Source organism: Allobosea sp. (genome assembly GCF_051860145.1).
Lineage (GTDB): Bacteria > Pseudomonadota > Alphaproteobacteria > Rhizobiales > Beijerinckiaceae > Allobosea.
Genome location: NZ_JBHYEM010000008.1, coordinates 33556 through 55354, shown reverse-complemented (window position 1 = coordinate 55354; position 21799 = coordinate 33556). Strand labels below are relative to the sequence as shown.

Annotated in this window: 20 protein-coding genes, 1 tRNA gene and 1 pseudogene; 8 read left to right on the top strand and 14 right to left on the bottom strand. The window is 64.6% G+C overall.

Going from position 1 to position 21799, the window contains the following annotated elements; translation table 11 throughout:
* The first annotated feature begins 6 nt into the window (after nucleotides 1-6).
* Nucleotides 7-720, top strand: coding sequence for a cytochrome c3 family protein (locus tag ACTIF2_RS15185; RefSeq protein WP_439497925.1), 714 nt, complete (start codon nucleotides 7-9; stop codon nucleotides 718-720).
* Nucleotides 721-729: 9 nt separating this feature from the next.
* On the opposite strand, the gene bla is transcribed toward ACTIF2_RS15185, so the two are convergent.
* From bla to lipB, 12 genes are all read right to left on the bottom strand, one after another.
* Nucleotides 730-1743 carry a class A beta-lactamase gene (gene bla / locus ACTIF2_RS15180; RefSeq protein ID WP_439497924.1) on the bottom strand — a complete coding sequence of 338 codons (1014 nt, stop codon included), beginning with the start codon at nucleotides 1741-1743 and terminating at the stop codon, nucleotides 730-732.
* Nucleotides 1744-1803: 60 nt separating this feature from the next.
* Nucleotides 1804-1998, bottom strand: a complete 195-nt coding sequence (locus ACTIF2_RS15175; protein ID WP_439497923.1) for a type II toxin-antitoxin system HicA family toxin — start codon at nucleotides 1996-1998, stop codon at nucleotides 1804-1806.
* Nucleotides 1998-2210, bottom strand: a complete 213-nt coding sequence (locus tag ACTIF2_RS15170) for a DUF1902 domain-containing protein (protein ID WP_439497922.1) — start codon at nucleotides 2208-2210, stop codon at nucleotides 1998-2000. The genes ACTIF2_RS15175 and ACTIF2_RS15170 overlap by 1 nt, the downstream gene beginning before the upstream one ends.
* Nucleotides 2211-2325: 115 nt before the next feature.
* On the bottom strand, nucleotides 2326-3915 hold the full coding sequence (serA, locus tag ACTIF2_RS15165; RefSeq protein ID WP_439497921.1) for a phosphoglycerate dehydrogenase: 1590 nt from the start codon (nucleotides 3913-3915) through the stop codon (nucleotides 2326-2328).
* A gap of 213 nt (nucleotides 3916-4128) precedes the next feature.
* Nucleotides 4129-5304 carry a phosphoserine transaminase gene (locus tag ACTIF2_RS15160; RefSeq protein ID WP_439497920.1) on the bottom strand — a complete coding sequence of 392 codons (1176 nt, stop codon included), beginning with the start codon at nucleotides 5302-5304 and terminating at the stop codon, nucleotides 4129-4131.
* Nucleotides 5305-5414: 110 nt separating this feature from the next.
* Nucleotides 5415-7196 (bottom strand): hypothetical protein, encoded by a 1782-nt coding sequence (locus tag ACTIF2_RS15155; RefSeq protein WP_439497919.1) that lies wholly within the window; start codon nucleotides 7194-7196, stop codon nucleotides 5415-5417.
* A 1039-nt stretch (nucleotides 7197-8235) separates the two neighbouring features.
* Nucleotides 8236-9012, bottom strand: coding sequence for an ABC transporter permease (locus tag ACTIF2_RS15150; RefSeq protein WP_439497918.1), 777 nt, complete (start codon nucleotides 9010-9012; stop codon nucleotides 8236-8238).
* Nucleotides 9013-9181: 169 nt separating this feature from the next.
* Nucleotides 9182-9982: an ABC transporter ATP-binding protein gene (locus ACTIF2_RS15145; protein WP_439497917.1), complete on the bottom strand. Its 801-nt coding sequence runs from the start codon at nucleotides 9980-9982 to the stop codon at nucleotides 9182-9184.
* Nucleotides 9983-10083: 101 nt separating this feature from the next.
* Nucleotides 10084-11142 (bottom strand): ABC transporter substrate-binding protein, encoded by a 1059-nt coding sequence (locus ACTIF2_RS15140; RefSeq protein ID WP_439497916.1) that lies wholly within the window; start codon nucleotides 11140-11142, stop codon nucleotides 10084-10086.
* 116 nt (nucleotides 11143-11258) lie between these two features.
* Nucleotides 11259-12866 carry a carboxyl transferase domain-containing protein gene (locus ACTIF2_RS15135; RefSeq protein WP_439497915.1) on the bottom strand — a complete coding sequence of 536 codons (1608 nt, stop codon included), beginning with the start codon at nucleotides 12864-12866 and terminating at the stop codon, nucleotides 11259-11261.
* A 116-nt stretch (nucleotides 12867-12982) separates the two neighbouring features.
* Complete coding sequence (locus tag ACTIF2_RS15130; RefSeq protein WP_439497914.1) at nucleotides 12983-13237, bottom strand: hypothetical protein; 255 nt, start codon at nucleotides 13235-13237, stop codon at nucleotides 12983-12985.
* A 142-nt stretch (nucleotides 13238-13379) separates the two neighbouring features.
* Nucleotides 13380-14081: a lipoyl(octanoyl) transferase LipB gene (gene lipB, locus ACTIF2_RS15125; RefSeq protein WP_439497913.1), complete on the bottom strand. Its 702-nt coding sequence runs from the start codon at nucleotides 14079-14081 to the stop codon at nucleotides 13380-13382.
* 132 nt (nucleotides 14082-14213) lie between these two features.
* Here lipB and ACTIF2_RS15120 point away from each other — a divergent pair, with 132 nt between their 5' ends.
* The 5 genes and pseudogenes from ACTIF2_RS15120 to ACTIF2_RS15100 form a co-directional block, all read left to right on the top strand.
* On the top strand, nucleotides 14214-14483 hold the full coding sequence (locus ACTIF2_RS15120) for a FliM/FliN family flagellar motor switch protein (RefSeq protein WP_439497912.1): 270 nt from the start codon (nucleotides 14214-14216) through the stop codon (nucleotides 14481-14483).
* Nucleotides 14484-14585: 102 nt separating this feature from the next.
* Nucleotides 14586-14670 (top strand) — tRNA-Leu (locus ACTIF2_RS15115).
* Between the two features lie 156 nt (nucleotides 14671-14826).
* Entirely contained in the window at nucleotides 14827-16230 is a 1404-nt protein-coding gene (gene mgtE, locus ACTIF2_RS15110; RefSeq protein WP_439497911.1) for a magnesium transporter, read from the top strand.
* A 95-nt stretch (nucleotides 16231-16325) separates the two neighbouring features.
* A complete protein-coding gene (locus ACTIF2_RS15105) occupies nucleotides 16326-17255 on the top strand; it encodes a glycoside hydrolase family 25 protein (RefSeq protein ID WP_439497910.1) in 930 nt (309 codons plus the stop codon).
* Nucleotides 17256-17371: 116 nt separating this feature from the next.
* Nucleotides 17372-18130 (top strand): annotated as a pseudogene (locus ACTIF2_RS15100) (glycoside hydrolase family 25 protein); the annotation flags it as partial.
* A gap of 239 nt (nucleotides 18131-18369) precedes the next feature.
* Here the strand turns inward: ACTIF2_RS15100 and dmeF are convergent.
* Together dmeF and ACTIF2_RS15090 are read right to left on the bottom strand one after the other, a co-directional pair.
* Nucleotides 18370-19377, bottom strand: a complete 1008-nt coding sequence (dmeF, locus tag ACTIF2_RS15095; RefSeq protein ID WP_439497909.1) for a CDF family Co(II)/Ni(II) efflux transporter DmeF — start codon at nucleotides 19375-19377, stop codon at nucleotides 18370-18372.
* A gap of 16 nt (nucleotides 19378-19393) precedes the next feature.
* Nucleotides 19394-19660 carry a metal-sensing transcriptional repressor gene (locus ACTIF2_RS15090; protein WP_439497908.1) on the bottom strand — a complete coding sequence of 89 codons (267 nt, stop codon included), beginning with the start codon at nucleotides 19658-19660 and terminating at the stop codon, nucleotides 19394-19396.
* A 193-nt stretch (nucleotides 19661-19853) separates the two neighbouring features.
* Between ACTIF2_RS15090 and ACTIF2_RS15085 the strand changes: the two genes are divergently transcribed.
* Nucleotides 19854-21026, top strand: coding sequence for an isovaleryl-CoA dehydrogenase (locus ACTIF2_RS15085; RefSeq protein ID WP_439497907.1), 1173 nt, complete (start codon nucleotides 19854-19856; stop codon nucleotides 21024-21026).
* 132 nt (nucleotides 21027-21158) lie between these two features.
* Nucleotides 21159-21674 (top strand): gamma-glutamylcyclotransferase family protein, encoded by a 516-nt coding sequence (locus ACTIF2_RS15080; RefSeq protein ID WP_439497906.1) that lies wholly within the window; start codon nucleotides 21159-21161, stop codon nucleotides 21672-21674.
* Nucleotides 21675-21799 lie beyond the last annotated feature (125 nt).

Here is a 21799-nt window from a genome sequence, read left to right as displayed (position 1 = left end):
GCGGTGATGGCCAAGCTCAAAGCCTTCATCCTCTGGTGCTGGGCCGTGCTGGTGCGGTTCTGGACCGTGATCAGCCGGCCGAGCGCCTATCTGCCGCTCGGTTTCCTGACGCTCGGCGGCTTCGTTTGCGGCGTGATCTTCTGGGGCGGCTTCAACACGGCGCTGGAGATCACCAATACCGAGAAATTCTGCATCACCTGTCACGAGATGCGCGACAACGTCTATCAGGAGCTGCAGCAGACGGTGCATTTCTCCAACCGCTCGGGCGTGCGCGCCAGCTGCCCGGACTGCCACGTGCCCCATAACTGGACCGACAAGATCGCCCGCAAGATGCAGGCCTCGAAGGAGGTCTGGGGCAAGATCTTCGGGACGATCTCGACGCGCGAGAAATTCCTTGGCCATCGCCTCGAGCTGGCCAAGCACGAATGGGGGCGGCTGAAGGCGAACGACTCGCTCGAATGCCGCAACTGCCATTCGTCCGTGGCGATGGACTTCACCAAGCAGACGCGGCGCGCCGCCGATATCCATAGCCGCTACCTGATCCCGAAGGAGAAGACCTGCATCGACTGCCACAAGGGCATCGCCCATCAGCTCCCCGACATGACCGGGATCGAGCCGGGCTGGAAAGACGCTCCCGAGCTGCAAGGCAAGGGCAGCGCCTCCTGGCATGGGCCCGAGCGGGCGCTGCGGGCCTATCTCGCCAGCATCGAGGCGCGTTGAGGCGCCGGATCAGGGCCGTAGGCTCTCCACCGCCAGCCGCGCCACCGCCGCATGCGTCGCCTCGCGCGCCGTCTCGTCGACCTGCGCGCCCTTGAGGAAAACGGCGATGGCGAAGCGGCGCCCGTCCGGCAAGGAGACGATGCCGATATCGTTGGTGGCGTGGTTGAGCCCGTCGGCGCTCGGCCCCAGCCCCGTCTTGTGGGCGAAACCCGCGCCCTTGGGCAGGCCGGCCCTGACGCGATTCGGCCCGGTCTTCGACTCGGAGGCGATCTTGTCGATCAGCGCGGCATGGGCCGGCTCGCGCAGCCAGTTGCCCTTGGCCATCGCCTCGAGGAAGGCGATCGAGGCCTCCGGCGTCGCCGCGTCGCGCTTGTCGTCGAGGCTCGCCTCGAGCCGCTTGCGCCGCTCGGCTGCGGGAATCGCACGGATCGCCTTGTAGAAAGCGGCGGTGTCGATCGCCTGGTCCCAGCCATAGCCGGGCAGGCCCAAAATCTCGGGCTGGAAGACGCGCTCGTAGCGGTCGATCGAGATGCCGGAAATGCCGCCGTCCCTGAGCATCGCGGTCAACACCTGCGGTCCGCCGATCAGGCGCAGCAGCAGGTCGGCGGCGGTGTTGTCGCTGTCGCCGGCCGAGCGGGTGATCAGATCGCGCAACGTGTAGTCGTTGCGCTCGCCCTTGAAGGCCCGGGCGAGCGGGCTGTGATAGAGCGAGAGGTCCTTGCGGGTGACGGTGACCTTCTGGTCGAGCTTCAGCTTGCCGGCCTCGACCGCCTGCAGCACGGCGAAGGCGAGCGGAAGCTTGAAGACGCTCTGCAGCGGAAAGCTCTCGGCCCCGCGATGTGACCAGCTCTTGCGGTCCTTGAGGTCGATCAGCGCGACGCCGAGCCTGCCCTTCGCCTGCTGCTCGAGCTTCGGGATTTCGCTGTCGAGTTTTGCCTTGTCCCAATCGGCGAAGGCGGGCGAGGCGGCGAGGAGGACGAGGGCGGCGGAATAGAAGCAGGCTTGGGCGAGGCGGGTCGGCATGGACAATTCCCTGTGGCAGGCCGCCAGAGGGGAGGGCGATTGCGGCGCGGGTAGGGCGGTTCAGAACGCTTTCGGCAGGCCGGCCTGCTTCAGGATTTCGTTGGCAGTGTGCCGCGACTTCGTCCCCGCATCGATCGAGACCTGGACCTTGGTCTCTGGATGGCGCCAGATCTCGTGGTCGCCCTTGGCTGCGCGATGATATTCGTAGCCGGCCTTGCGCAGGATGCGTTTTAGCCGTGGGCCGATCTCGACCATCAGGCAGCCTGGACGATGTCCGAGACCTTGATGTCGAGGTCGAGCCTGAGCTTTTCCTCGGTTTCGAGAAAGTCCGGCACGAGGAGCTTCAACCGATCGCGCAGGGCTTCGATCGTGGCAGCTTCCGTGACGATGCCGGTATCGCTGGTCGAGCTGGCGTACCAGATTCCGGCCTCGTCATCGCGACGGACCTCGAAGGTGACGATGCGCATGCAAAATCTCCGTTGCGGAGAGAATAGCATGAAGCAGCGTGAACCTCACGTCGTCATCCCCGGAGCAGCGCCGCTACGCGGCTTGTCCGGGATGACGCGCTGAAACAGCTGGCACTCAGAACTTCAGCCGTCTCGCCCGCTTGACCATCGGGATCTCGTGGATCTTCTCGAGCAGCTCGTCCGAGATCGCCTCGTCGACGGCGACATAGCAGATCGCGTCGCCGCCCGGCTTGTCGCGGCCGAGATTGAAGGTCGCGACATTGACGCCGGCCTCGCCGAGCAGCGAGCCGAACTGGCCGATGAAGCCCGGCTTGTCGGCATTGCGGACATAGAGCATGTGCGGCGCGAATTCGGCATCGACCTGGATGTCGCGGATCTCGACGATGCGCGGCTTGCCGTCCTGGAAGACCGTGCCCGAGGCGTGGCGCGGCATGTCCTCGGCCTCGACCACGATGCGGATGACGCTTTCGAGATTGCCGGCGGCCTCGCGTGTCAGCTCCTCGACGACGATGCCCTTCTCCTTGGCGATCATCGCGGCGTTGACCATGTTGATCTCGGGCAGGAAGGGTCGCAGCACGCCGGTGATCGCGGCAGCCGAGATCGCCTTCAGGTTGAGATGGGCGACGGCGCCCTGGTACTCGATGCGGATGCCCTTGACCGGCGCCTCGGTGAGCTGGCCGAGGAACGAGCCGAGCTTCTCCGCCAGGTCGACGAAGGGCTTGATGCGCGGGGCTTCCTCGGCCGAGATCGAGGGGAAGTTCACCGCATTGGTGATCGCGCCCTTGAGCAGGTAGTCCGACATCTGCTCGGCGACCTGGAGGGCGACATTCTCCTGCGCCTCGTTGGTGGCGGCGCCGAGATGCGGCGTGCAGACGACGTTGTCCAGCCCGAAGAGCGGGTTCGATTCCGCCGGCTCCTCCGAGAACACGTCGAAGGCGGCGCCGGCGACATGGCCGGACTTGATCAGTTCGGCGAGCGCCTGTTCGTCGACCAGGCCGCCGCGGGCGCAATTGATGATGCGGACGCCCTTCTTCGTCTTGGCGAGATTCTCGGCCGAGAGGATGTTCTTGGTCATCGCCGTCATCGGCACGTGCAGCGTGATGAAATCGGCGCGCTTCAGGAGCTCGTCGAGCTCGACCTTCTCGACGCCGAGCTGCACCGCGCGTTCGGCTGAGAGATAGGGGTCGAAGGCGATGACGCGCATCTTGAGCCCGATGCCGCGCTCGGCGACGATCGAGCCGATATTGCCGCAGCCGATCAGGCCGAGCGTCTTGGCCGTGATCTCGACGCCCATGAAGCGGTTCTTCTCCCACTTTCCGGCCTGGGTCGAGACATCCGCGGACGGGATCTGGCGCGCCAGCGCGAACATCATGGCGATGGCGTGCTCGGCGGTGGTGATCGAATTGCCGAAGGGCGTGTTCATCACGATGATGCCGCGGGCGGTCGCGGCCGGGATCTCGACATTGTCGACGCCGATGCCGGCGCGGCCAATGATCTTCAGTCTTGACGCGGCCTCGAGCAGCTTGGCGGTGGCCTTGGTCGCCGAGCGGATGGCGAGGCCGTCATACTCGCCGATGATCGCGGCGAGCTTGTCCTTGTCCTTGCCGAGGCTCGGATCGAAGGTCACGTCGATGCCGCGATCCTTGAAGATCTGCACGGCGGCGGGGGAGAGGGCGTCGGAAATGAGGACGCGGGGGGCGGTCATGGGGATGGCTCCGGCTGCGCGCCGCAAGCGGTCGCGCGCGTGAATGGGGAGGCGCATATCCTTCTCCCCTCGGGGGAGAAGGTGGCTCGGCGAAGCCGAGACGGATGAGGGCCGGCGGGCGAGGGCGCTGGCGTGTAAGGGAGGGCTAGCGACAGATGTCGTGCTGCCCTCACCCCAACCCTCTCCCCCGAGGGGAGAGGGCGCGCGTCGCGGTTACGCCGCCTTCTTCAGTCCCGCCTTCGCTTCCGCGAACGCATAGGCGATCCAGGGCAGCAGTGCCTTCAGGTCGCGCGACTGCACGGTCGCGCCGCACCAGATGCGCAGGCCGGGAGGGGCGTCGCGATAATGGCCGAGATCATAGCCGGCGCCGGCCTTCTCGATGATCGAGACGACCTGCTTGGCGAAGGCTCCTTGAGCCTCCGCCGGCAGCGCCGTCACCGCCGGGTCGGTGAACTTCAGGCAGACGCTGGTGTTCGAGCGCGTCTTCGGCTTCACCGCTAGGAAGTCGATCCAGTCGTTCTCGCGCACGAATTTGGCGATGACGCGGGCATTGCCGTCGGCGCGCTTCACCAGCCCGTCCAACCCGCCGACCTTCTTCGCCCAGTTCAGCGCATCGAGATAATCCTCGACCGCGAGCATGGAGGGCGTGTTGATCGTTTCGCCGGCAAAGATGCCTTCGGAAAGCTTGCCGCCCGAGGTCATGCGGAAGATCTTCGGCAGCGGCCAGGACGGCTTGTAGGTGGTCAGCCGCTCGACCGCGCGCGGCGAGAGCACGATCATGCCATGCGCCGCCTCGCCGCCGAGCACTTTTTGCCAGGAGAAGGTCACGACATCGAGCTTGGGCCAATCGAGGCGCTGGGCGAAGGCGGCCGAGGTCGCGTCGCAAATGGTCAGCCCCTCGCGGTCGTCGGCGATCCAGCTCGCATCGGCGACGCGCACGCCGGAAGTCGTGCCGTTCCAGGTGAAGACGACGTCGCGGTTTTTCGTATCGACCTTCTTCAGGTTCGGCAATTCGCCATAGGGGGCGTTGAAGATGCGGACATCCGCCAGCTTGAGCTGCTTGGCGACATCAGTGACCCAGCCCTCGCCAAAGCTCTCCCAGGCCAGCATGTCGACGCCACGGGCGCCCAACAAAGACCACAGCGCCATCTCGACGGCGCCGGTATCGGAGGCCGGCACGATGCCGATGCGGTAATCGGCCGGCACCTGCAGCACCTCACGGGTCAGGTCGATGGCAAGCTTGAGCTTGTCCTTGCCGACCTTGGCGCGGTGCGAGCGGCCGAGCGCCGCGTCAGACAGGGCTTTGAGGGTCCAGCCGGGGCGCTTGGCGCAGGGGCCGGACGAGAAATTAGGAACGCGCGGGCGCGCGTTCGGAATCGTATTCGCCATCGATGTTCTCCATCCTTACAGATGGGCGCGCCGCGTTGGGGCGGCGTGTCCCGTCGATGGGGTTAGGATGGAGGGGGGTGGGGAGTCAAGTGGTGAGAAGTGGGGGTGCGTTATTGCCAAGCGTTACGATCATCCATGAGCATCGCTACATGTTTTAAATCCAACGGCTTATTGCCATTCTTTATATTAAAGTGACTTCTTAATATGCCATAACGAATTCCTATTTCAGCGACAGTCTGGTCGATATTGGAGCGCTCGCGCTCTCTTTTTGATCGCTCAACTATCGTGGTAATTGATGATCTATAGTATTCAGCAAGATTTAATATCAATGATTCTAAGTAACTTGGCATTCGTCCCGAGTGGACGAGTTGATTTCTGGCGCGATAAATTCTATGAATTTGCCACCTGACTCGGTCAAAATGATCGCACATGTGCCGATATGCACTATCAACGTCCTTATGATCATCTTGTAGTTTCCAGACCCGATGGAGAGCTAGGGGGTTTTTCGCTAGAATGCTACACAGTTCAATACGAAGTTGGGCATGTTCGGGAAGAAGCATTAGCTCCGCAAAAGCGGTGTGCCCATGAATATTCGGGAAATTGGGGAGTTTTCGAAGTAATTTGTTAAGTTTGTATCGATAATTTATAAGTAAATTATCGTATATAGCAATTACCTGCCGGCGATTATGGCGAAGGACTATGCACGGAGTTATAAGTTTAGCATAATGCACTATTCTAGATTCACCTTGAGGGTCGCTAAGTAGCACCTCAATTGCTGACCAGAGGGAAATGATTTGGTTCTCTGGATTAAGAGAAGTCCTTGCTAGCGCGGCTGTCCTTATGGAACTAATGAGGCGCTCAGTAGATGGCGGGTCAAAATTACGAAAGAGGCCCTGCGCATAATTGCTGATAATGCTAGCCCGCCTATTTGACCTGAATTTATGAGCGTCAGTTCTATTTGCGAACAGATCAGTCTTTGATACTGCGGCGCCCGATTGTGCCCGCAGCCGAGTGACATGCATCGTGTCGCCCCACTCCGAATGCATGCCATGCGGGTCAAGATATGCAATAGCACGTTGCGCGCTCAGAATTTGGTAGCAATAGTCCATTGCGCCGTGGGGGTCGTACTCATCAACAATAATCTCTAATGCAGAGGGCGTGTCGGCATAATTTATATTCTGCGATAGGGTCATTAACTGCTCAGGATTAAGCTGCTCTTTTTCTTTTATTTGAAATCCAAGTCCTTTTAAGTACTTTCCAAGGTCTTTTGTCACGGTTGCGTGTACGTTAAATTTCTTCTCCTTTCCGTCAAACTCTCGAAAAAACTTCGTAAGCGTCGCCCGCCCGATTCGCCGGATATCCGTCTCAAAGAAGTACCTTTGAACAGTTTCAGATATGTGCTTTCTGGAGTACCCAATATTAACGATATGACTGCAATAAAATCCTGTTAGCTTTCGTAGTTCAATTTTTTCATTAGGTTTATCAAAGATATTTATTAATAGATCTTCTATCTTTCGTTTATATGAATCTGATGTTAGTTTCCGGACAAGGCGTATATGGGACCTAAAGTCCTCCAATGACGTGTTTTTATCCTTTGCGACGCGCTTTAGAGCGCCAATCTCAAGGGAGGCTAGAGAGGTCGCGGCCGAGTCTTTAGTGAAAGACCAATCTAATTCTTCCATTATCGGATCCAGGGTGACTTTAGGTACGCGTTGCCTGCGTACATCGCCAATTTGTTGTAAGGCTTCTCGAAGGCGGGCATTTGTATCTAACGAAAAGACACGAAAGCTCTCAAACGTTGAAGGTTCAAGCATTTCACTCATCAACTGAGCGAACATAAGAACACCCCGACTTCCGTCGGTGTCGGGCCACTTATTTTTTGGCGGACGCACCGATTTTCCTCCTGATTCCCTAGAGTGATTCTAAGGCTAGTGCTTGTCCAGCTTCAAGCAAACCTTGGGGCATCATCAGCAGTCAAGGGGGATGGTCACCCGCGCCGCGCCCTAGCTCAACGGTGTGGAAACACTACCTTACGTCTCGTGGCGCTCCGCTGCCGCCTGTGTCGAGCTTCCGCAGGCTGGCCCGCGGGCGGGGCTGGCGTGCCGTTTCCATCATGCTCGCCCTTGTGGTGAGCATCCACGTTTTGGCCGCCCGGGGCATCCGCGAAGGAGTGGATGGTCGGGACAAGCCCGACCATAACGGAGAGGGCGCGGGGAACCCTCTCCTGGAAGGAGAGGGCAGGGTGAGGTGTTCGGACCGAAAACGTTAGCCTGAACCCAACCGCGTGGGCGCTCACGCAACTGGTCCAACGGCCTGCACCTCGCCCCTGCCCCTCTCCTTCCAGGAGAGGGGTTCTGTCGTGGTTCCGCACCAAGCGAGGACAGGCAGCAAACTTATCCCCGCCTCCTGCACTTCCCCTATAATCCACCGCATCCCATCCCCGGGGGGCGGCCATCCGGAGGCATGTCGTGTGGCGGGGTGGGTGCGGCGCCTGCGGGCGAGGGTTGCGCCTCGCTCCCGGGAGGCTTCGGGAACCGACCTGGGGGTACTACGGCCCCTGCGCGAGGAGCTCGCTAGATGCGCCGGCTCACACTGGCGCGAGAGAAGCGCGGCCCGGAGTTTTCAAATCGCCGTCTGGCGGAGCGCCACGGGGCGTGCGGATGGTGGCTCAATCCATCCGCGCCGCGTCCTGGCTCAATGGACGCGGACCGATACCCACGCGCCTCGCGGCGCTCCGCTGCCCCTCACTTGTGACAACGCCCGCGTGCAGGCACGCGGGCGGGGACGACGCTTGGCGCGATCCCTTCTCCCCTCGGGGGAGAAGGTGGCAGCGCGAAGCGCTGACGGATGAGGGAAGCGCGGCCTCGCCCAGTCGAACCGCCCTCATCCCCCTGCCGGGACCTTCTCCCCCGAGGGGAGAAGGGAGCTCCCTCACCCCACGATCTCGCCGCGAAAGGCCCAGCGCGTCATCCGGCGCTCGACCAGCGCGCAGGCGGCGTACATCGCGACGCCCATGATCGCGATGGCGAAGAGCCCGGCGAAGGTCGTCGCCGAGTCGTTGCGGGCGCCGGCCGAAAGCATCAGGAAGCCGATGCCGCGGTTGCCGCCGACCGTCTCGGAGATCACCGAGCCGATGAAGGCGAGCGTCACCGCCACCTTCAGGCTGGCGAAGAGATAGGGCATGGCGCGCGGGATGCCGACCTTGGTCAGGGTCTCCCACTGGCTGGCGCCGAGCGAGCGCATCACGTCGCGCATCTCGGGCTCGATCGTAGCGAGCCCCGTGGCGACGTTCACGACGATCGGGAAGAACGAGATGACGAAGGCGGTGATCACCGCCGGCAGGGCGCCGACACCGAGCCAGATCATCAGGATCGGCACCAGCGCGACCTTGGGCACGGCGTTGAAGGCGATCAGCAGCGGGTAGAGGCCCGAATAGACGAAGGGCGAGGCGCCGATGGCCAGGCCCAGCAGCAGCCCGAAGCCGATCGCCAGCACGAAGCCGATCGCGGTGGTGACGAAGGTCTCCATGCAGTATTTCAGCAGAATCTCCCAGCGCAGGACCATGACCTCGAAGATCCGCGTCGGCCGCGGCGCCAGGATCTCCGGCACCTCGAAGACGATGCAGGCGAGCTCCCAGGCGATGAGGAGGCCCGCCATGGCGAGCCAGGGCATGGCGATGAGGAGCCAGCGGCGCTGCGTGTCGCTCATCGTCTTGGAGACCGTTTGAGAATTCGCTGGCGTGAGCTGGCTGGCGTGGCTGTCGAGAACCGGAGCGCAGCGGACATCTGTCCGTGAGCACCGGAAGCGCAGAGAGTCGCGTTAGACGGCCACGCCAGTAGCATTATCAAACGGTCTCCTGGTCCTGGCGGGGGCCACATCACGCATGCTCCAGATGGATGCGCTCGCGCAGCTCGTGGACGATCTCGACGAAGCGGGGCTCGAAGGTCGTCTCCAGCCTGCGCGGGCGCGGCAGGTCGACATTGCGCAGCTTGACGATCCGCCCCGGCCGCCTGCTCATCACATAGACGGTGTCGGCGAGATAGACCGCCTCGCGCAGGTCATGGGTGACGAGCACGGCGGTGAAGCGGCGCTCGAGCCAGAGCGCCTGCATCACGCCCCAGAGCTCCTCGCGGGTGAAGGCGTCGAGCGCGCCGAAGGGCTCGTCGAGCATCAGGATCTCGGGCTCGTGGACCAGCGCGCGGCACAGGCTCGAGCGCTGCTGCATGCCGCCGGAGAGCTGCCAGGGAAATTTGTCGCCGAAGCCGCCAAGTCCGACCGAAGCCAGCAGTTTCTCGACCCGCTCGACATACTCGGCCTTGTTCTTGCGGAAGCGGCGCTTATGCGGCTCGACCACTTCCAGCGGCAGCAGGATGTTGTCGCGCGTGGTCCGCCACGGCATCAGCGTCGGCGCCTGGAAGGCCATGCCGACGCCGCGGATCGGGCCCTTGACCGTCTGGCCGTGGACCCGGACCTCGCCGGCCGTCGGCGGCATCAGTCCGGTGACCAGCTTCATCAGAGTCGACTTGCCGCAGCCGGAGGGGCCGACCACGGCGACGAACTCGCCCTTCCCGATCGAGAGCGTCACATCCTCGAGCGCCGGGATGCGCTCGCGGCCGCTGCCATAGGACAGGCTGACATTGCGCAGCTCGACGAGTGGCGTGTCGGAGGAAGCCTGCATGAAGGGTGTCATTCTCGGGCTTGTCCCGAGAATCTCAGGACCTGCAAGCTTCAGGAAATGATCGGGCCAGGCCCGACCATGACGGTTGACGTCAGCCCCTCTTACGGCGCGACCATGCGCTCCGCTTTCGGCGGCAGGTACTTGTTCGAGAACACCTTGTCCGGCGCCGGCGCGGCCGGCAGGCCGAAGGCGTCCGCAACGTCGGTGACCGAGCGGGCGAAGCGCGCCGGGTCGACGTCGCCGATGCCGTTCTCCTTCACGAACGGCGTCAGCACGTTCATCTTCAGCGACATGGCGAGCCGCTCGGTCTCCAGCGCCTCGTCGATCAGCGGGTCGCGCTTCTTGGCAGCGGCGATGCCGATCGCCGGATTGGCCGCGACTTCCTTCCAGGCCTTCGCCGTGGCGCGCAGGAAGCCGGTGACGACCTCCGGCTTCGCCGCGAAGGCCGGCGAAACGATGATGCCGTTGCCATACACGTCCATCTTGAAGTCGGAGTAGTTGAACGAGACGATGTCCTCCAGCTTCACGCCGCGCGCCTTCAGGTCGAGGGTCGAGGAGAAGTAGTGACCGCTGATGAAGTCGACCGTGCCCTGCACCATCGACTGCTCGCGCAACTGCGGCGTCAGGTTGACATGGGTGACGCTGGCGGCGTCGATACCGACCTTCTTGGCGAAGGCGGGAAAGAGCCGGAAGGACGCGTCGAACACCGGTGCGCCGAGCTTCTTGCCGGCGAGGTCCGCCGGCTTGGAAATACCGGTCTTCTTCAGCGTGTGCACGCCGAAGGGCGGAAAGTCATAGGCCATGAAGACGCAGAGGATCTCCTTGCCGACATTCTTGGCGTTGTACTCGATCAGCGAGTTCACGTCGGCGAAGCCGATGTCGTAGGCGCCGGTGGCGACGCGCTGCACGGCGCCGGCCGAGCCCTGGCCGGGATCCATGGTCACGTCCAGGCCCTCGGCCTTGTAATAGCCCTTCTCGAGCGCGACGAGGAAGGGCGAGGTCGGGCCCTGGAACACCCAGTCGAGCGTGAACTTGACCGGGGTCTGCGCAAAACCCGCGACGGGCGAAAGCAGCGCCACCGCCGCAGCGAGCATAACCGAACGGCCCTTGCCGCGCGACTGCGCGAACCTCGACAACACCCGCGCTACGCCGCTGATCATGCTCGCCAATCCCCTGTTGATTGGCAGCGACGCTATCGAGCAGCTAATAGTCGGTCAATCGAGCGCGGGACCGCTCCTGCCCTTTTTCTGGGCATAGATGGGCGCGATTGCCGCCCTCACATCCTGAACACGCCGAAGCGCGTCTGCGGCACCTCGGCATTGAGGCAGGCGGAGAAGGCAAGCGCCAGGACGCGGCGGGTCTCGGACGGCAGGATGACACCGTCGTCCCAGAGCCGCGCCGTGGCGTGGTAAGGCGAGCCCTCGTCCTCGTATTTGTCGCGAATCGGCGCCTTGAACGCCTCCTCCTCGTCAGCGCTCCAGCTCTTGCCCTCGGCCTCGATATTGTCGCGGCGCACGGTCGCGAGCACGCTCGCCGCCTGCTCGCCACCCATCACCGAGATGCGCGAATTCGGCCAGGTGAAGAGGAAGCGCGGCGAATAGGCCCGCCCGCACATGCCGTAATTGCCGGCGCCAAACGAGCCGCCGACCAGCACGGTAATCTTCGGCACGCGGGCCGAGGCGACCGCGGTCACCAGCTTGGCGCCGTCCTTGGCGATGCCGCGCGTCTCGACATCGCGGCCGACCATGAAACCGGTGATGTTCTGCAGGAAGAGCAGCGGGATGCGGCGCTGGCAGCAGAGCTCGATGAAATGCGCGCCCTTCAGCGCGCTTTCCGAGAACAGGATGCCGTTATTGGCGATGATGCCGACCGGCATGCCGTGGATCCGGGCGAAGCCGGTGACCAGCGTGGTGCCGTAGAGGCGCTTGAACTCGTCGAATTCCGAGCCGTCGACGAGCCGGGCGATGACCTCGCGGATGTCATACTGCTTCTTGAGGTCGGTCGGCACGACAGCCTCGAGTTCGGCCGGGTCGTAGAGCGGCTCGACCGGCTCGGCGATGTCGATGTCCGGGCGCTTGACGCTGTTGAGATTGGCGGCGATGCGCCGTGCGATGGCCAGCGCATGGGTGTCGTCGCCGGCATAATGGTCGGCGACGCCCGAGAGGCGGGCATGGACATCGGCGCCGCCGAGGTCCTCGGCCGAGACGACCTCGCCGGTCGCGGCCTTCACCAAAGGCGGGCCCCCCAGGAAGATCGTGCCCTGCTTGCGCACGATCACCGTCTCGTCGGACATCGCCGGGACATAGGCGCCGCCGGCGGTGCAGGAGCCCATCACGACGGCGATCTGCGGGATGCCCTCGGCCGAGAGCGTCGCCTGGTTGTAGAAGATCCGGCCAAAGTGCTCGCGGTCGGGGAAGACCTCGGTCTGGTGCGGCAGGTTGGCACCGCCGGAATCGACGAGATAGACGCAAGGCAGCCGGTTCTCGCGCGCGATCTCCTGGGCGCGCAGATGCTTCTTCACCGTCATGGGATAGTAGGTGCCGCCCTTGATGGTGGCGTCGTTGCAGACGACCATCACCTCGCGTCCGGCGACGCGGCCGATCCCGGCGATCATGCCGGCGCCGTGGATCTCCTTATCGTACATCTCGAAGGCTGCGAGCGCGCCGATCTCGAGAAACGGCGAGCCGGGATCGAGCAGGCGCAGCACCCGCTCCCTGGGGAGAAGCTTGCCACGGGCGGTGTGGCGCTCGCGCGATTTGGCGTTGCCGCCGAGCGCGGCCGTGGCGCGCCGGCCGGCCAGCTCGGCGCGCAGGCCGTCCCAGGCCTCGGCATTGGCGCGCGTTTCGGCCGAGTTCAGATCGACCTTGCTCTCGATGATCGCCACGGCGCCCGCTCCTCAAGCGATGAAGTCTCGCCGGGTTATGGCGCGCCGCGCGCAAAAGGCCAACCGGCGCGGATACGCAAAGCGGGCTTCGCGAATCCGCCTGCCGTTCCGGTGGGCTATTCACGCATCTTGTTGATCGAGCCGGTCACGGCCGGAGCCGCCACGGCGCCGATCGCGCCACCGGCGACGGCGCCGATCGGCCCGCCGATCAGCGCGCCCGTGCCTGCACCCGCAGCCGCGCCTGCGATCAGCTTATCATTGGTGGTGCAGGCACCCAAAATGGCCGCGACGCAGCCCACGAAGATGAGAATCCGCATCATCGTCCCCTTGCTTTGCTCATATCGAGCCCAAGCATGGGTCGGTTTGATCAACAGAAGGTGAACGGTTTAGAGCAGGATGCGAAAAAGTGGGGACCGGTTTTTCGCAATCGATCCTGCTCTAACTCATTGGTGAGAGACGGATTCAGCTTTCAGATGGGATCGCTGCGCGATCCCATCTGAAAGCATCCGGCTTCTAGGCGGCAACCGTCGGACCGAAGATCCGTTCGAACTCGGCCCGCAGCATCGAATCGACCTCCGGCAGCGTCACGGGAAGGCCGAGATCGACCAGCGAGGTCACACCCTGGTCGCTGACGCCGCACGGGACGATGCCCTCGAAATGCGAGAGCTCCGGCTCGACATTCAGCGAGATGCCGTGAAACGAGACCCAGCGCCTGACGCGGATACCGATCGCGGCGATCTTGTCCTCGCAGCCGTCTCCCTTCTCCGGCCGGCGGACCCAGACGCCGACGCGGTCCTCGCGGCGCTCGCCACGGATGTTGAAGCCGTCCAGCGTGCCGATCAGCCAGGCTTCGAGCGCGGCGACGAAGCGCCGGAGATCGGGATCGCGCCGCTTCAGGTCAAGCATGACATAGGCGACGCGCTGGCCGGGGCCGTGATAGGTGAACTGCCCTCCCCGGCCGCTCTGGTGCACGGGAAAGCGCTCCGGCTGGATCAGGTCGGCGGCGCGCGCCGAGGTGCCGGCGGTATAGAGCGGTGGATGCTCGACCAGCCAGACGCGCTCGCGCGCCGTGCCGTCGGCGATCATGGCGGCGCGAGCATCCATCTCGGCGACGGCCTCGTCATAGCCGACCGGCCCATCCGCGATCACCCATTCGACCGGCTCCGAACCGGGAGCGGAGAGGAAGGAAACCGAAAGCGCCTCACGGGTCTTCACGGTGCATTAACCCTGTTCGTTCAACCGTTGCTAACCGGTCGGGCCCGGCCTGCCGGCAGGCTCATGCGCCCAAGCCGGCCATCAGGCAAGTTTCGTTGGTGGAATTCGCAAGTAAGCTTTCGGAGGCAGGACTTGAAGGCTGATCTGGACCACGTCTCGGTCGAACTCACGGTGGTTCTGGGCTCGACCCAGATGCCGATCTACAAATTGCTGCGCATGGGCCGCGGCGCCATCATCGAGCTCAACGCCACCGAAAACGACGAAGTCCAGATTCTGGCCAACAACCACCCCTTCGCGCGCGGAAACGTCGTCGTCAGCGGCTCGCGCATCTCCGTCGAGATCACCGAACTGCTGAAACGGCCGACGGTCTATTCCGTCGAGGCGATCGCGGAAGCGGCCTGATCCCGCTTTTCCTTTCGCATTGCTCTTGTGGCGGCGGATTCGATTTGCTAGACCCGCGCCGCTCCGGAGTTCGCCGCGTTCGCGCTGCATCGCCCGGTCGCCGCGGTCATGGCGGAATTGGTAGACGCACTACCTTGAGGTGGTAGCGGGGAGACCCGTGGAGGTTCGAGTCCTCTTGACCGCACCATATTCGGGCTGAGCCCTCAAAACGGCGACCTCGCAAGGGTCGCCGTTTTCGTTTCTCGAACCGAACCTGCGCGTGGCGCGTTGCCAGAGCGGGACGCGGCTGCCAGAAGGGCGCGGCCTGCCCGAATCCCTGCCCTCTCATCGCGGAGCCGGAGCGATGGTCGACGCCGAGAACGCTGCCGACGATACGGTCGCGCGCACGATTCGCGACGAGGACGGCGCGATCGACGCCGCGCTGGTCGAGCAGGTCTCGCAGGCCGTCCTGCTCTCCGACCTGACGACGCTGCGCGGCGTCGTCGCCGATATGCACGAGGCCGATCTCGGCGCGCTGCTCGAAGCGCTCGATCCCGAGGAGCGTCCCCGCCTGATCTCGCTGCTCGGCGCCGATTTCGACTTCACGGCGCTGACCGAGGTCGACGACACCGTCCGCGACCAGATTCTCGAGGAGCTTTCCGCCGAGACTGTCGCGGAAGGCGTTCGCGATCTCGACACCGACGACGCGGTCTACATCCTCGAGGACCTCGACGAGGCCGACAAGCAGGAGGTCCTCGGCAAGCTCTCTCCGGCCGAGCGGATCGCCCTGCAGCAGGGCCTCGACTATCCCGAGGACAGCGCCGGCCGGCGCATGCAAACCGAGGTCATCGCCGTGCCGCCGTTCTGGACGGTTGGCCAGACCATCGACTTCCTGCGCGATGCGGAGGACCTGCCGGAGCGCTTCTTCGAGATCTTCGTCGCCGACCCGGCGCATCATTTCGTCGGCACGGTGCGTCTCGACCGGCTGCTGCGCACGCGCCGCCCGGTCGTCGTCACCGACCTGCTCGAGGAGGACCGTCGTGTCGTCGAGGCGACCGAGGAACTTGAGGACGTGGCCCGCCTGTTCCAGCGCTACAACCTCGTCGCCGCACCCGTCATCGACGCGGCCGGCCGGCTCGTCGGCGTGCTGACCATCGATGACATCGTCGACGTCATCGAGGAGGCGGCGGACGAGGACGTGAAGCAGCTCGGCGGCGTCAACGCCGACGAGGAGCTGTCGGATCCGGTCCAGAAGATCGCCAGAAGCCGGTTCAGCTGGCTCTTCATCAACCTGCTGACCTCGTTCCTGGCGGCCGCGGTGATGAGCCTGTTCGAGGAGCAGCTCTCCAAGGTCGTGGCGCTCGCGATCCTGGCGCCGATCGTCGCGAGCCAGGGCGGCAACGCGGCGACGCAGACGATGACGGTCGCGGTCCGCGCGCTCGCCACCCAGGAGCTCGGCGCCTGGAACCTGCGTCGCTTCTTCACCCGCGAGCTCATCGTCGGCCTCGTCAACGGCATCGGCTTCGCTTTGATCACCGGCGCGGTCGCGGCGATCTGGTTCGCGAGCCCCGGACTGGGCATCGTCATCGGCATCGCGATGGTCGTCACCCTGCTCGCGGCCGCCATCGCCGGCGTGCTGATCCCGCTGCTGCTCGACAAGCTCGACATCGACCCGGCGATCGCGTCGGGCACCTTCGTCACCACCGTGACCGACGTCGTCGGTTTCTTCGCCTTTCTCGGCATCGCCACGCTTCTGCTCCGGCTGTGATGACGAGGCAGGCTGACTCGGCCTTGAAAACCTTGGTAACGTAAACCGGACGTCAAGCTTTCTCCTCAATCTTCCATGAGATGACCGCCCGCCGCATGCCTCGCCTCCGCACCCTCCCTTTTCTGCTCGCCGCCGCTTTCGCGGTCCTTGGCGGCTGCGTGGCGATGGAAGGCAACTATCCGGCGAAGGGCGATGCGAGGCCGCATCCCGGTGTCGCCAGCGCGCATCGCTATCCGATCCATGGCATCGACATCTCGCGCTGGCAGGGCGAGATCGACTGGGCCGCGGTCAAGGGTGCCGGCACCCGCTTCGCTTATATCAAGGCGACCGAGGGCGGCGACCATATCGACCCGGCCTTCCTGCGCAATTGGGAAGGCGCGCGCCGCGCCGGCGTGCGTCGCGGCGCCTATCATTTCGTCTATTGGTGCCGCCCGGCCCATGAGCAGGCCGTCTGGTTCAAGCGCCACATCCCCAACGACCCCGAAGCCCTGCCGCCCGTCCTCGACGTCGAGTGGAACGGCCATTCCAAGACTTGCCCGCAGAAGATCGACCGGTCATTGGCCCTGGAGAAGATCCAGCTGATGCTGACCGAGCTCGAGCAGCTCACCGGCAAGAAGCCGGTCATCTATACCGACATCACCTTCCACAAGGAGGTGCTCGAGGGCCAGTTCAACGACTACCCCTACTGGATCCGCTCGACGGCGGCCAAGCCCGAAACCCGCTATGAGGACCGGCTCTGGGCCTTCTGGCAGTTCACCACGACCGGCCGCATCCCCGGGATCAAGGGCGATGTCGACCGCAACGCCTTCTTCGGCAACGAGGAGCAGTTCAACGGCTGGATCAACGGCGAGTTCGACATCGGCACCAGGCAATGGACGAAGCGCCGCCAGTCGCCGGCGCAGCCGAGCCCGAGCATCGTCAACGAGCCGGAATTCGAGGCCCCGCGCGCCGAAGAGCCGCCGGTGGCGATCATCCCCGGCGCGCTCGAGCCGGTGCCCTCCTCGCTGCATCTCGGCCGGCTCTAGCGCCGCGCCGGCCGGCCCGGTTAACCAACCCTGAAACAACCCGCTCCAATTGGAGCAGAACTTACCGCGCCTTAACCAGCCCGCCCGCACCACTGCTCGTGGACAAGGAGGTGCGGATGCCGGTTTCTGGAGCGACGAGGACGAAAAGCTTGCGGCGGATATTCGCCGTGCTGGGACTGACGGTCGCCTGTGCCGCCCCCGCCTTCGCGCTCTATCCCAAGAAGGGCGACGCCTCCCCCCATCACGGCGTCCGCGACGCCAGGCGCCAGGCGATCCAGGGCATCGACGTCTCGCGCTGGCAGGGCGAGATCGACTGGGAGAAGGTCAAGGACGCCGGCACCCGCTTCGCCTTCATCAAGGCGACCGAGGGCGGCGACCATCTCGACCCGAGTTTCCGCAAGAACTGGGAGGGCGCCAAAAGGGCCGGCGTGCCGCGCGGTGCCTATCACTTCGTCTGGTGGTGCCGCTCCGCCAAGGACCAGGTGCGCTGGTTCAAGCGCCATATCCCACGCGACAAGGACGCGCTCCCGCCGGTGCTCGACGTCGAATGGAACGGCCATTCGGAAAGCTGCGGCAAGAAGATCCCGCGCGACAAGGCGCTGGCCAAGATCCGCACCATGCTCCAGGGCCTGGAGGAACATACCGGCAAGAAGCCGATCATCTATACCGACATCACCTTCCATGAGGATGTGTTGGAGGGCGAGTTCAACAGCCACCCCTACTGGCTGCGCTCGACTGCCGCCCCGCTCCGCAAGCGCTATGCCCGCAAGCAATGGGAGTTCTGGCAGTTCACCACCACCGGCCGCGTGCCCGGCATCACCGGCGATGTCGACCGCAACGCCTTTTTCGGCACGGAGCGCGAATTCGCCGCCTGGCACGAGGGCCGCTTCGACATCGGCGCCCGCACATGGCGCGGCGGCGAGCCGAAACTCGCCGACAACAAGCCGCCGACCTCTCCGGCGGGCTCGCAAGCCCCGAAAGCGGCCGGCGGCACGCGGCTGATGATGCTGCCGCCCGCGCGCATTCCCGAGCGCCCGCCCCGGCGCGACCCGAAGGTGACGGGTTCGCTGGCGCATAACTGATCGTTGCCGTAGCCCGGACCTGAGGCAGCTCGTCACGCAACCGCGACGGGCGGGTTCACCTCGACCGTGACATGCGACAGCATCGGCAGGCCCGACAGCAGGGCCTTGTAGGCCGCCGGCGGCTTCGGATCGGTTGCGACCACCGAAACGATGGCCGAGCAATGTCCCGGCCCGACCTGCCAGAGATGCAGGTCGGCAACCTCCACCCCGTCGGCCGCGAGCCTTGCCGCGATGCCCTCGGCGAGCGACCTGTCCGGCACGGTGTCGAGCAGCACCGCTCCCGACGCGCGCAGCAGCCCGAAGGACCAATGCGCGATGACGAGCGCGCCGACGATGCCCATCATCGGATCGAGCCAGATCCAGCCATAGAGGCTGCCGCCGACGAGCGCGACGATCGCCAGGACCGAGGTGAAGGCGTCGGCGAGCACGTGCAGATAGGCCGCGCGGAGATTGTTGTCCCGCCCGGCCTGCGCATGATGGTGGTGCCCATGGCCCGCATCGTCGTGGTGATGATGGTGGTCGTCATGACCTTGGGCGTGGGGCGCATGGCCGTGGGCGTGGCTTTGACCATGGGCATGGTCGTGCCCTTCCCTCAATAGCCAGGCGCTGGCGAGATTGACGGCAAGGCCCAGCACCGCGACCGCGATGGCCTGGCCGAAGACGATCGGCACCGGCTGGACGAGGCGCATCACCGATTCCCAGCCGATGAACAGCGCGACCAGCGCCAGGACCAGCGCGCTCGCGAAGGCTGCGAGGTCGCCGAGCTTGCCGGTGCCGAAGCTGAAGCGCGGATCGCGGGCGTGGCGCCGCGCGAAGCGATAGGCGAAGGCCGCGATCGCCAGCGCCGCCGCATGGGTCGACATGTGCCAGCCATCGGCGACAAGCGCCATCGAGCCGAAGATCGTCCCCGCGACGATCTCGGCGACCATCATCGTCGCGGTCAGGGCGATGACGATCCAGGTCCGGCGCTCGTTCTCCGCATGTGCGGCGCCGAGGAAGACATGATCGTGACGGGGCGAAAGATGAACCGTGCCGGGCATGCAGCGAACTCCGCGCTCAGAGATATCTGGTCAGGGCCTTGAGGCTCTCGATCGAGCGGCGGGTGTTCGGTGTCTGCGCGCCCGTCGTCTCGAACAGGTGATGCTCGATATGATCAAAGATCAGCAGCATCTTGACCTTCTCCAGCGCCTTCTCGACCGCCTGGAGCTGCTGCACCACCTCGGGAACCTCGCGCCCCGCCCCCACCATCTTCACGACGGTGTCGAGATGGCCCTGCGCCCGGCGCAGCCGCTTGACGATATCGGGATCGAGAGCATGACTCATGGCTCTATCCTATCCTCCAGGGTAGGATATGCAAGCCAGAGCTCCTTCCTTCTCCCCTGCGGGAGATGGAAACGCTCCCGTGCATCCCCGCCAATCCGAACACAGCCTTTCGGACGGCCTGACAGCGGCGCAAAGCGCGCTATAACCCTCTCAAACGCAGCGCCATCGCGCGCCGCAACTCTGGGAGGCCACCATGCTCGCCAACGCCCCGCGCCCGTTCAATTTCGACCTCGGCGAGACCGCAGACGCGATCCGCGACACGGTCCAGTCCTTCGCGCAGGAGAAGATCGCCCCGCGCGCCGAGGAGATCGACCGCACCAACCAGTTCCCGCGCGATCTCTGGCCGCAAATGGGCGCGCTCGGCCTGCACGGCATCACCGTGAAGGAGGAGGACGGCGGCGCCGGCCTCGGCTATCTCGAGCATGTCGTCGCGATCGAGGAGGTTTCGCGCGCCTCGGCCTCGGTGGGCTTGAGCTACGGCGCTCATTCCAATCTCTGCGTCAACCAGATCGCCCGCAACGGCACTGCCGAGCAGAAGGCGAAATACCTGCCCAAGCTGATCTCGGGCGAGCATGTCGGCTCGCTCGCCATGTCCGAGCCGGGCGCCGGGTCCGACGTCGTCTCGATGAGGACGCGCGCCGAGAAGAGGGGCGACCGCTACGTCATCACCGGCAACAAGATGTGGATCACCAACGGGCCGATCGCCGAGACGCTGGTGGTCTACGCCAAGACCGATCCGGCCGCGGGCGCCAAGGGCATCACCGCCTTCCTGATCGAGAAGGGCATGAAGGGCTTTTCGACCCACCAGAAGCTTGACAAGCTCGGCATGCGCGGCTCCGACACCTGCGAGTTGGTCTTCCAGGACTGCGAGGTGCCGGAGGAAAACGTGCTCGGCCAGGTCGGGCGCGGCGTCAACGTGCTGATGTCGGGGCTGGATTACGAGCGCGTCGTGCTCTCGGCCGGGCCGCTCGGCATCATGCAGGCGGCGATGGACATCGTCCTGCCCTATATCCACGAGCGCAAGCAGTTCGGCCAGTCGATCGGCGAGTTCCAGCTCGTCCAGGGCAAGGTCGCCGACATGTATGTCGCGATGAACTCCTGCAAGGCCTATGTCTATGCCGTCGCCAAGGCCTGCGACCGGGCCGAGACCACCCGCGAGGATGCCGCGGGCGCAATCCTGATCGCCGCCGAGAAGGCGACCCAGATGGCGCTCGACGCCATCCAGCTCCTGGGCGGCAACGGCTATATCAACGACTACCCGACCGGCCGCCTGCTGCGCGACGCAAAGCTCTACGAGATCGGCGCCGGAACCAGCGAGATCCGCCGCATGCTGATCGGCCGGGAGTTGTTCCAGAAGACGAAGTGACGGGCGCAGCACGCCATGCTCGGGCTTGACCCGAGCATCTCGGGACGAGAAGTCTGCGCGACGCAGGCGCCCTCCCGTCCCGAGATTCTCGGGTCTGCGCTTCGCTCCGCCCGAGAATGACGTGGTGTTCACATGCCCCTCTACTTCGCCTACGGGCTCAACATGGACCTTGCGGGCATGGGCAAGCGCTGCCCGCGCTCGAAACCGCTCGGCCTCGCCCGCCTGCCGCGTCATCGCTTCATCGTCACCAGCGACGGCTACGCCTCGGTCATTCGCGATCCGCGCGAGGAGGTCCATGGCGTGCTCTGGGATTGCTCGCTCAGTGATATCCGCACGCTCGACAAGTTCGAGGACATCGCCAGCGGCCTCTATGTGAAGATCAGCCAGCCGGTCATCGTCGAGGGCGGCGCCAAGCGCGCACTGGTCTATGTCGGGCGCAGCGGCACGGTCGGCAGGCCCAAGCCCGGCTATATCGAGGCGGTCATCGCCAGCGCGAAAGATCGAGGGCTGCCAGAGGCTTACATCGCGGCGATGAATCGCTTTGTGACCAAGCCGATTCTCGACGCGAAGCCGTTGATTCAGGATGTGAAGGAGCTGCCGCCCGGCCCGGTTGCGGGCGTGAGGCCGCGGGCTTTAGCACCGAAATAGGCAGAGAGCCTCCGCCGTCATGCTCGGCCTTGTGCCGAGCATCCACGTCTTGCACACCGCCCTTGCCGAAGACGTGGATGGTCGGGACGAGCCCGACCATGACGGAGAAGGCCGGGAGCCGGCGG

Excerpts from the sequence above, each read along its gene's own strand:
- ACTIF2_RS15185 (WP_439497925.1), top strand. The coding sequence starts at position 7 with ATGGCCAAGCTCAAAGCCTTCATCCTCTGGTGCTGGGCCGTGCTGGTG.
- bla (WP_439497924.1), bottom strand. The coding sequence starts at position 1,743 with ATGCCGACCCGCCTCGCCCAAGCCTGCTTCTATTCCGCCGCCCTCGTC.
- ACTIF2_RS15175 (WP_439497923.1), bottom strand. The coding sequence starts at position 1,998 with ATGGTCGAGATCGGCCCACGGCTAAAACGCATCCTGCGCAAGGCCGGC.
- ACTIF2_RS15170 (WP_439497922.1), bottom strand. The coding sequence starts at position 2,210 with ATGCGCATCGTCACCTTCGAGGTCCGTCGCGATGACGAGGCCGGAATC.
- serA (WP_439497921.1), bottom strand. The coding sequence starts at position 3,915 with ATGACCGCCCCCCGCGTCCTCATTTCCGACGCCCTCTCCCCCGCCGCC.
- ACTIF2_RS15160 (WP_439497920.1), bottom strand. The coding sequence starts at position 5,304 with ATGGCGAATACGATTCCGAACGCGCGCCCGCGCGTTCCTAATTTCTCG.
- ACTIF2_RS15150 (WP_439497918.1), bottom strand. The coding sequence starts at position 9,012 with ATGAGCGACACGCAGCGCCGCTGGCTCCTCATCGCCATGCCCTGGCTC.
- ACTIF2_RS15145 (WP_439497917.1), bottom strand. The coding sequence starts at position 9,982 with ATGCAGGCTTCCTCCGACACGCCACTCGTCGAGCTGCGCAATGTCAGC.
- ACTIF2_RS15140 (WP_439497916.1), bottom strand. The coding sequence starts at position 11,142 with ATGATCAGCGGCGTAGCGCGGGTGTTGTCGAGGTTCGCGCAGTCGCGC.
- mgtE (WP_439497911.1), top strand. The coding sequence starts at position 14,827 with ATGGTCGACGCCGAGAACGCTGCCGACGATACGGTCGCGCGCACGATT.
- ACTIF2_RS15105 (WP_439497910.1), top strand. The coding sequence starts at position 16,326 with ATGCCTCGCCTCCGCACCCTCCCTTTTCTGCTCGCCGCCGCTTTCGCG.
- dmeF (WP_439497909.1), bottom strand. The coding sequence starts at position 19,377 with ATGCCCGGCACGGTTCATCTTTCGCCCCGTCACGATCATGTCTTCCTC.
- ACTIF2_RS15090 (WP_439497908.1), bottom strand. The coding sequence starts at position 19,660 with ATGAGTCATGCTCTCGATCCCGATATCGTCAAGCGGCTGCGCCGGGCG.
- ACTIF2_RS15085 (WP_439497907.1), top strand. The coding sequence starts at position 19,854 with ATGCTCGCCAACGCCCCGCGCCCGTTCAATTTCGACCTCGGCGAGACC.
- ACTIF2_RS15080 (WP_439497906.1), top strand. The coding sequence starts at position 21,159 with ATGCCCCTCTACTTCGCCTACGGGCTCAACATGGACCTTGCGGGCATG.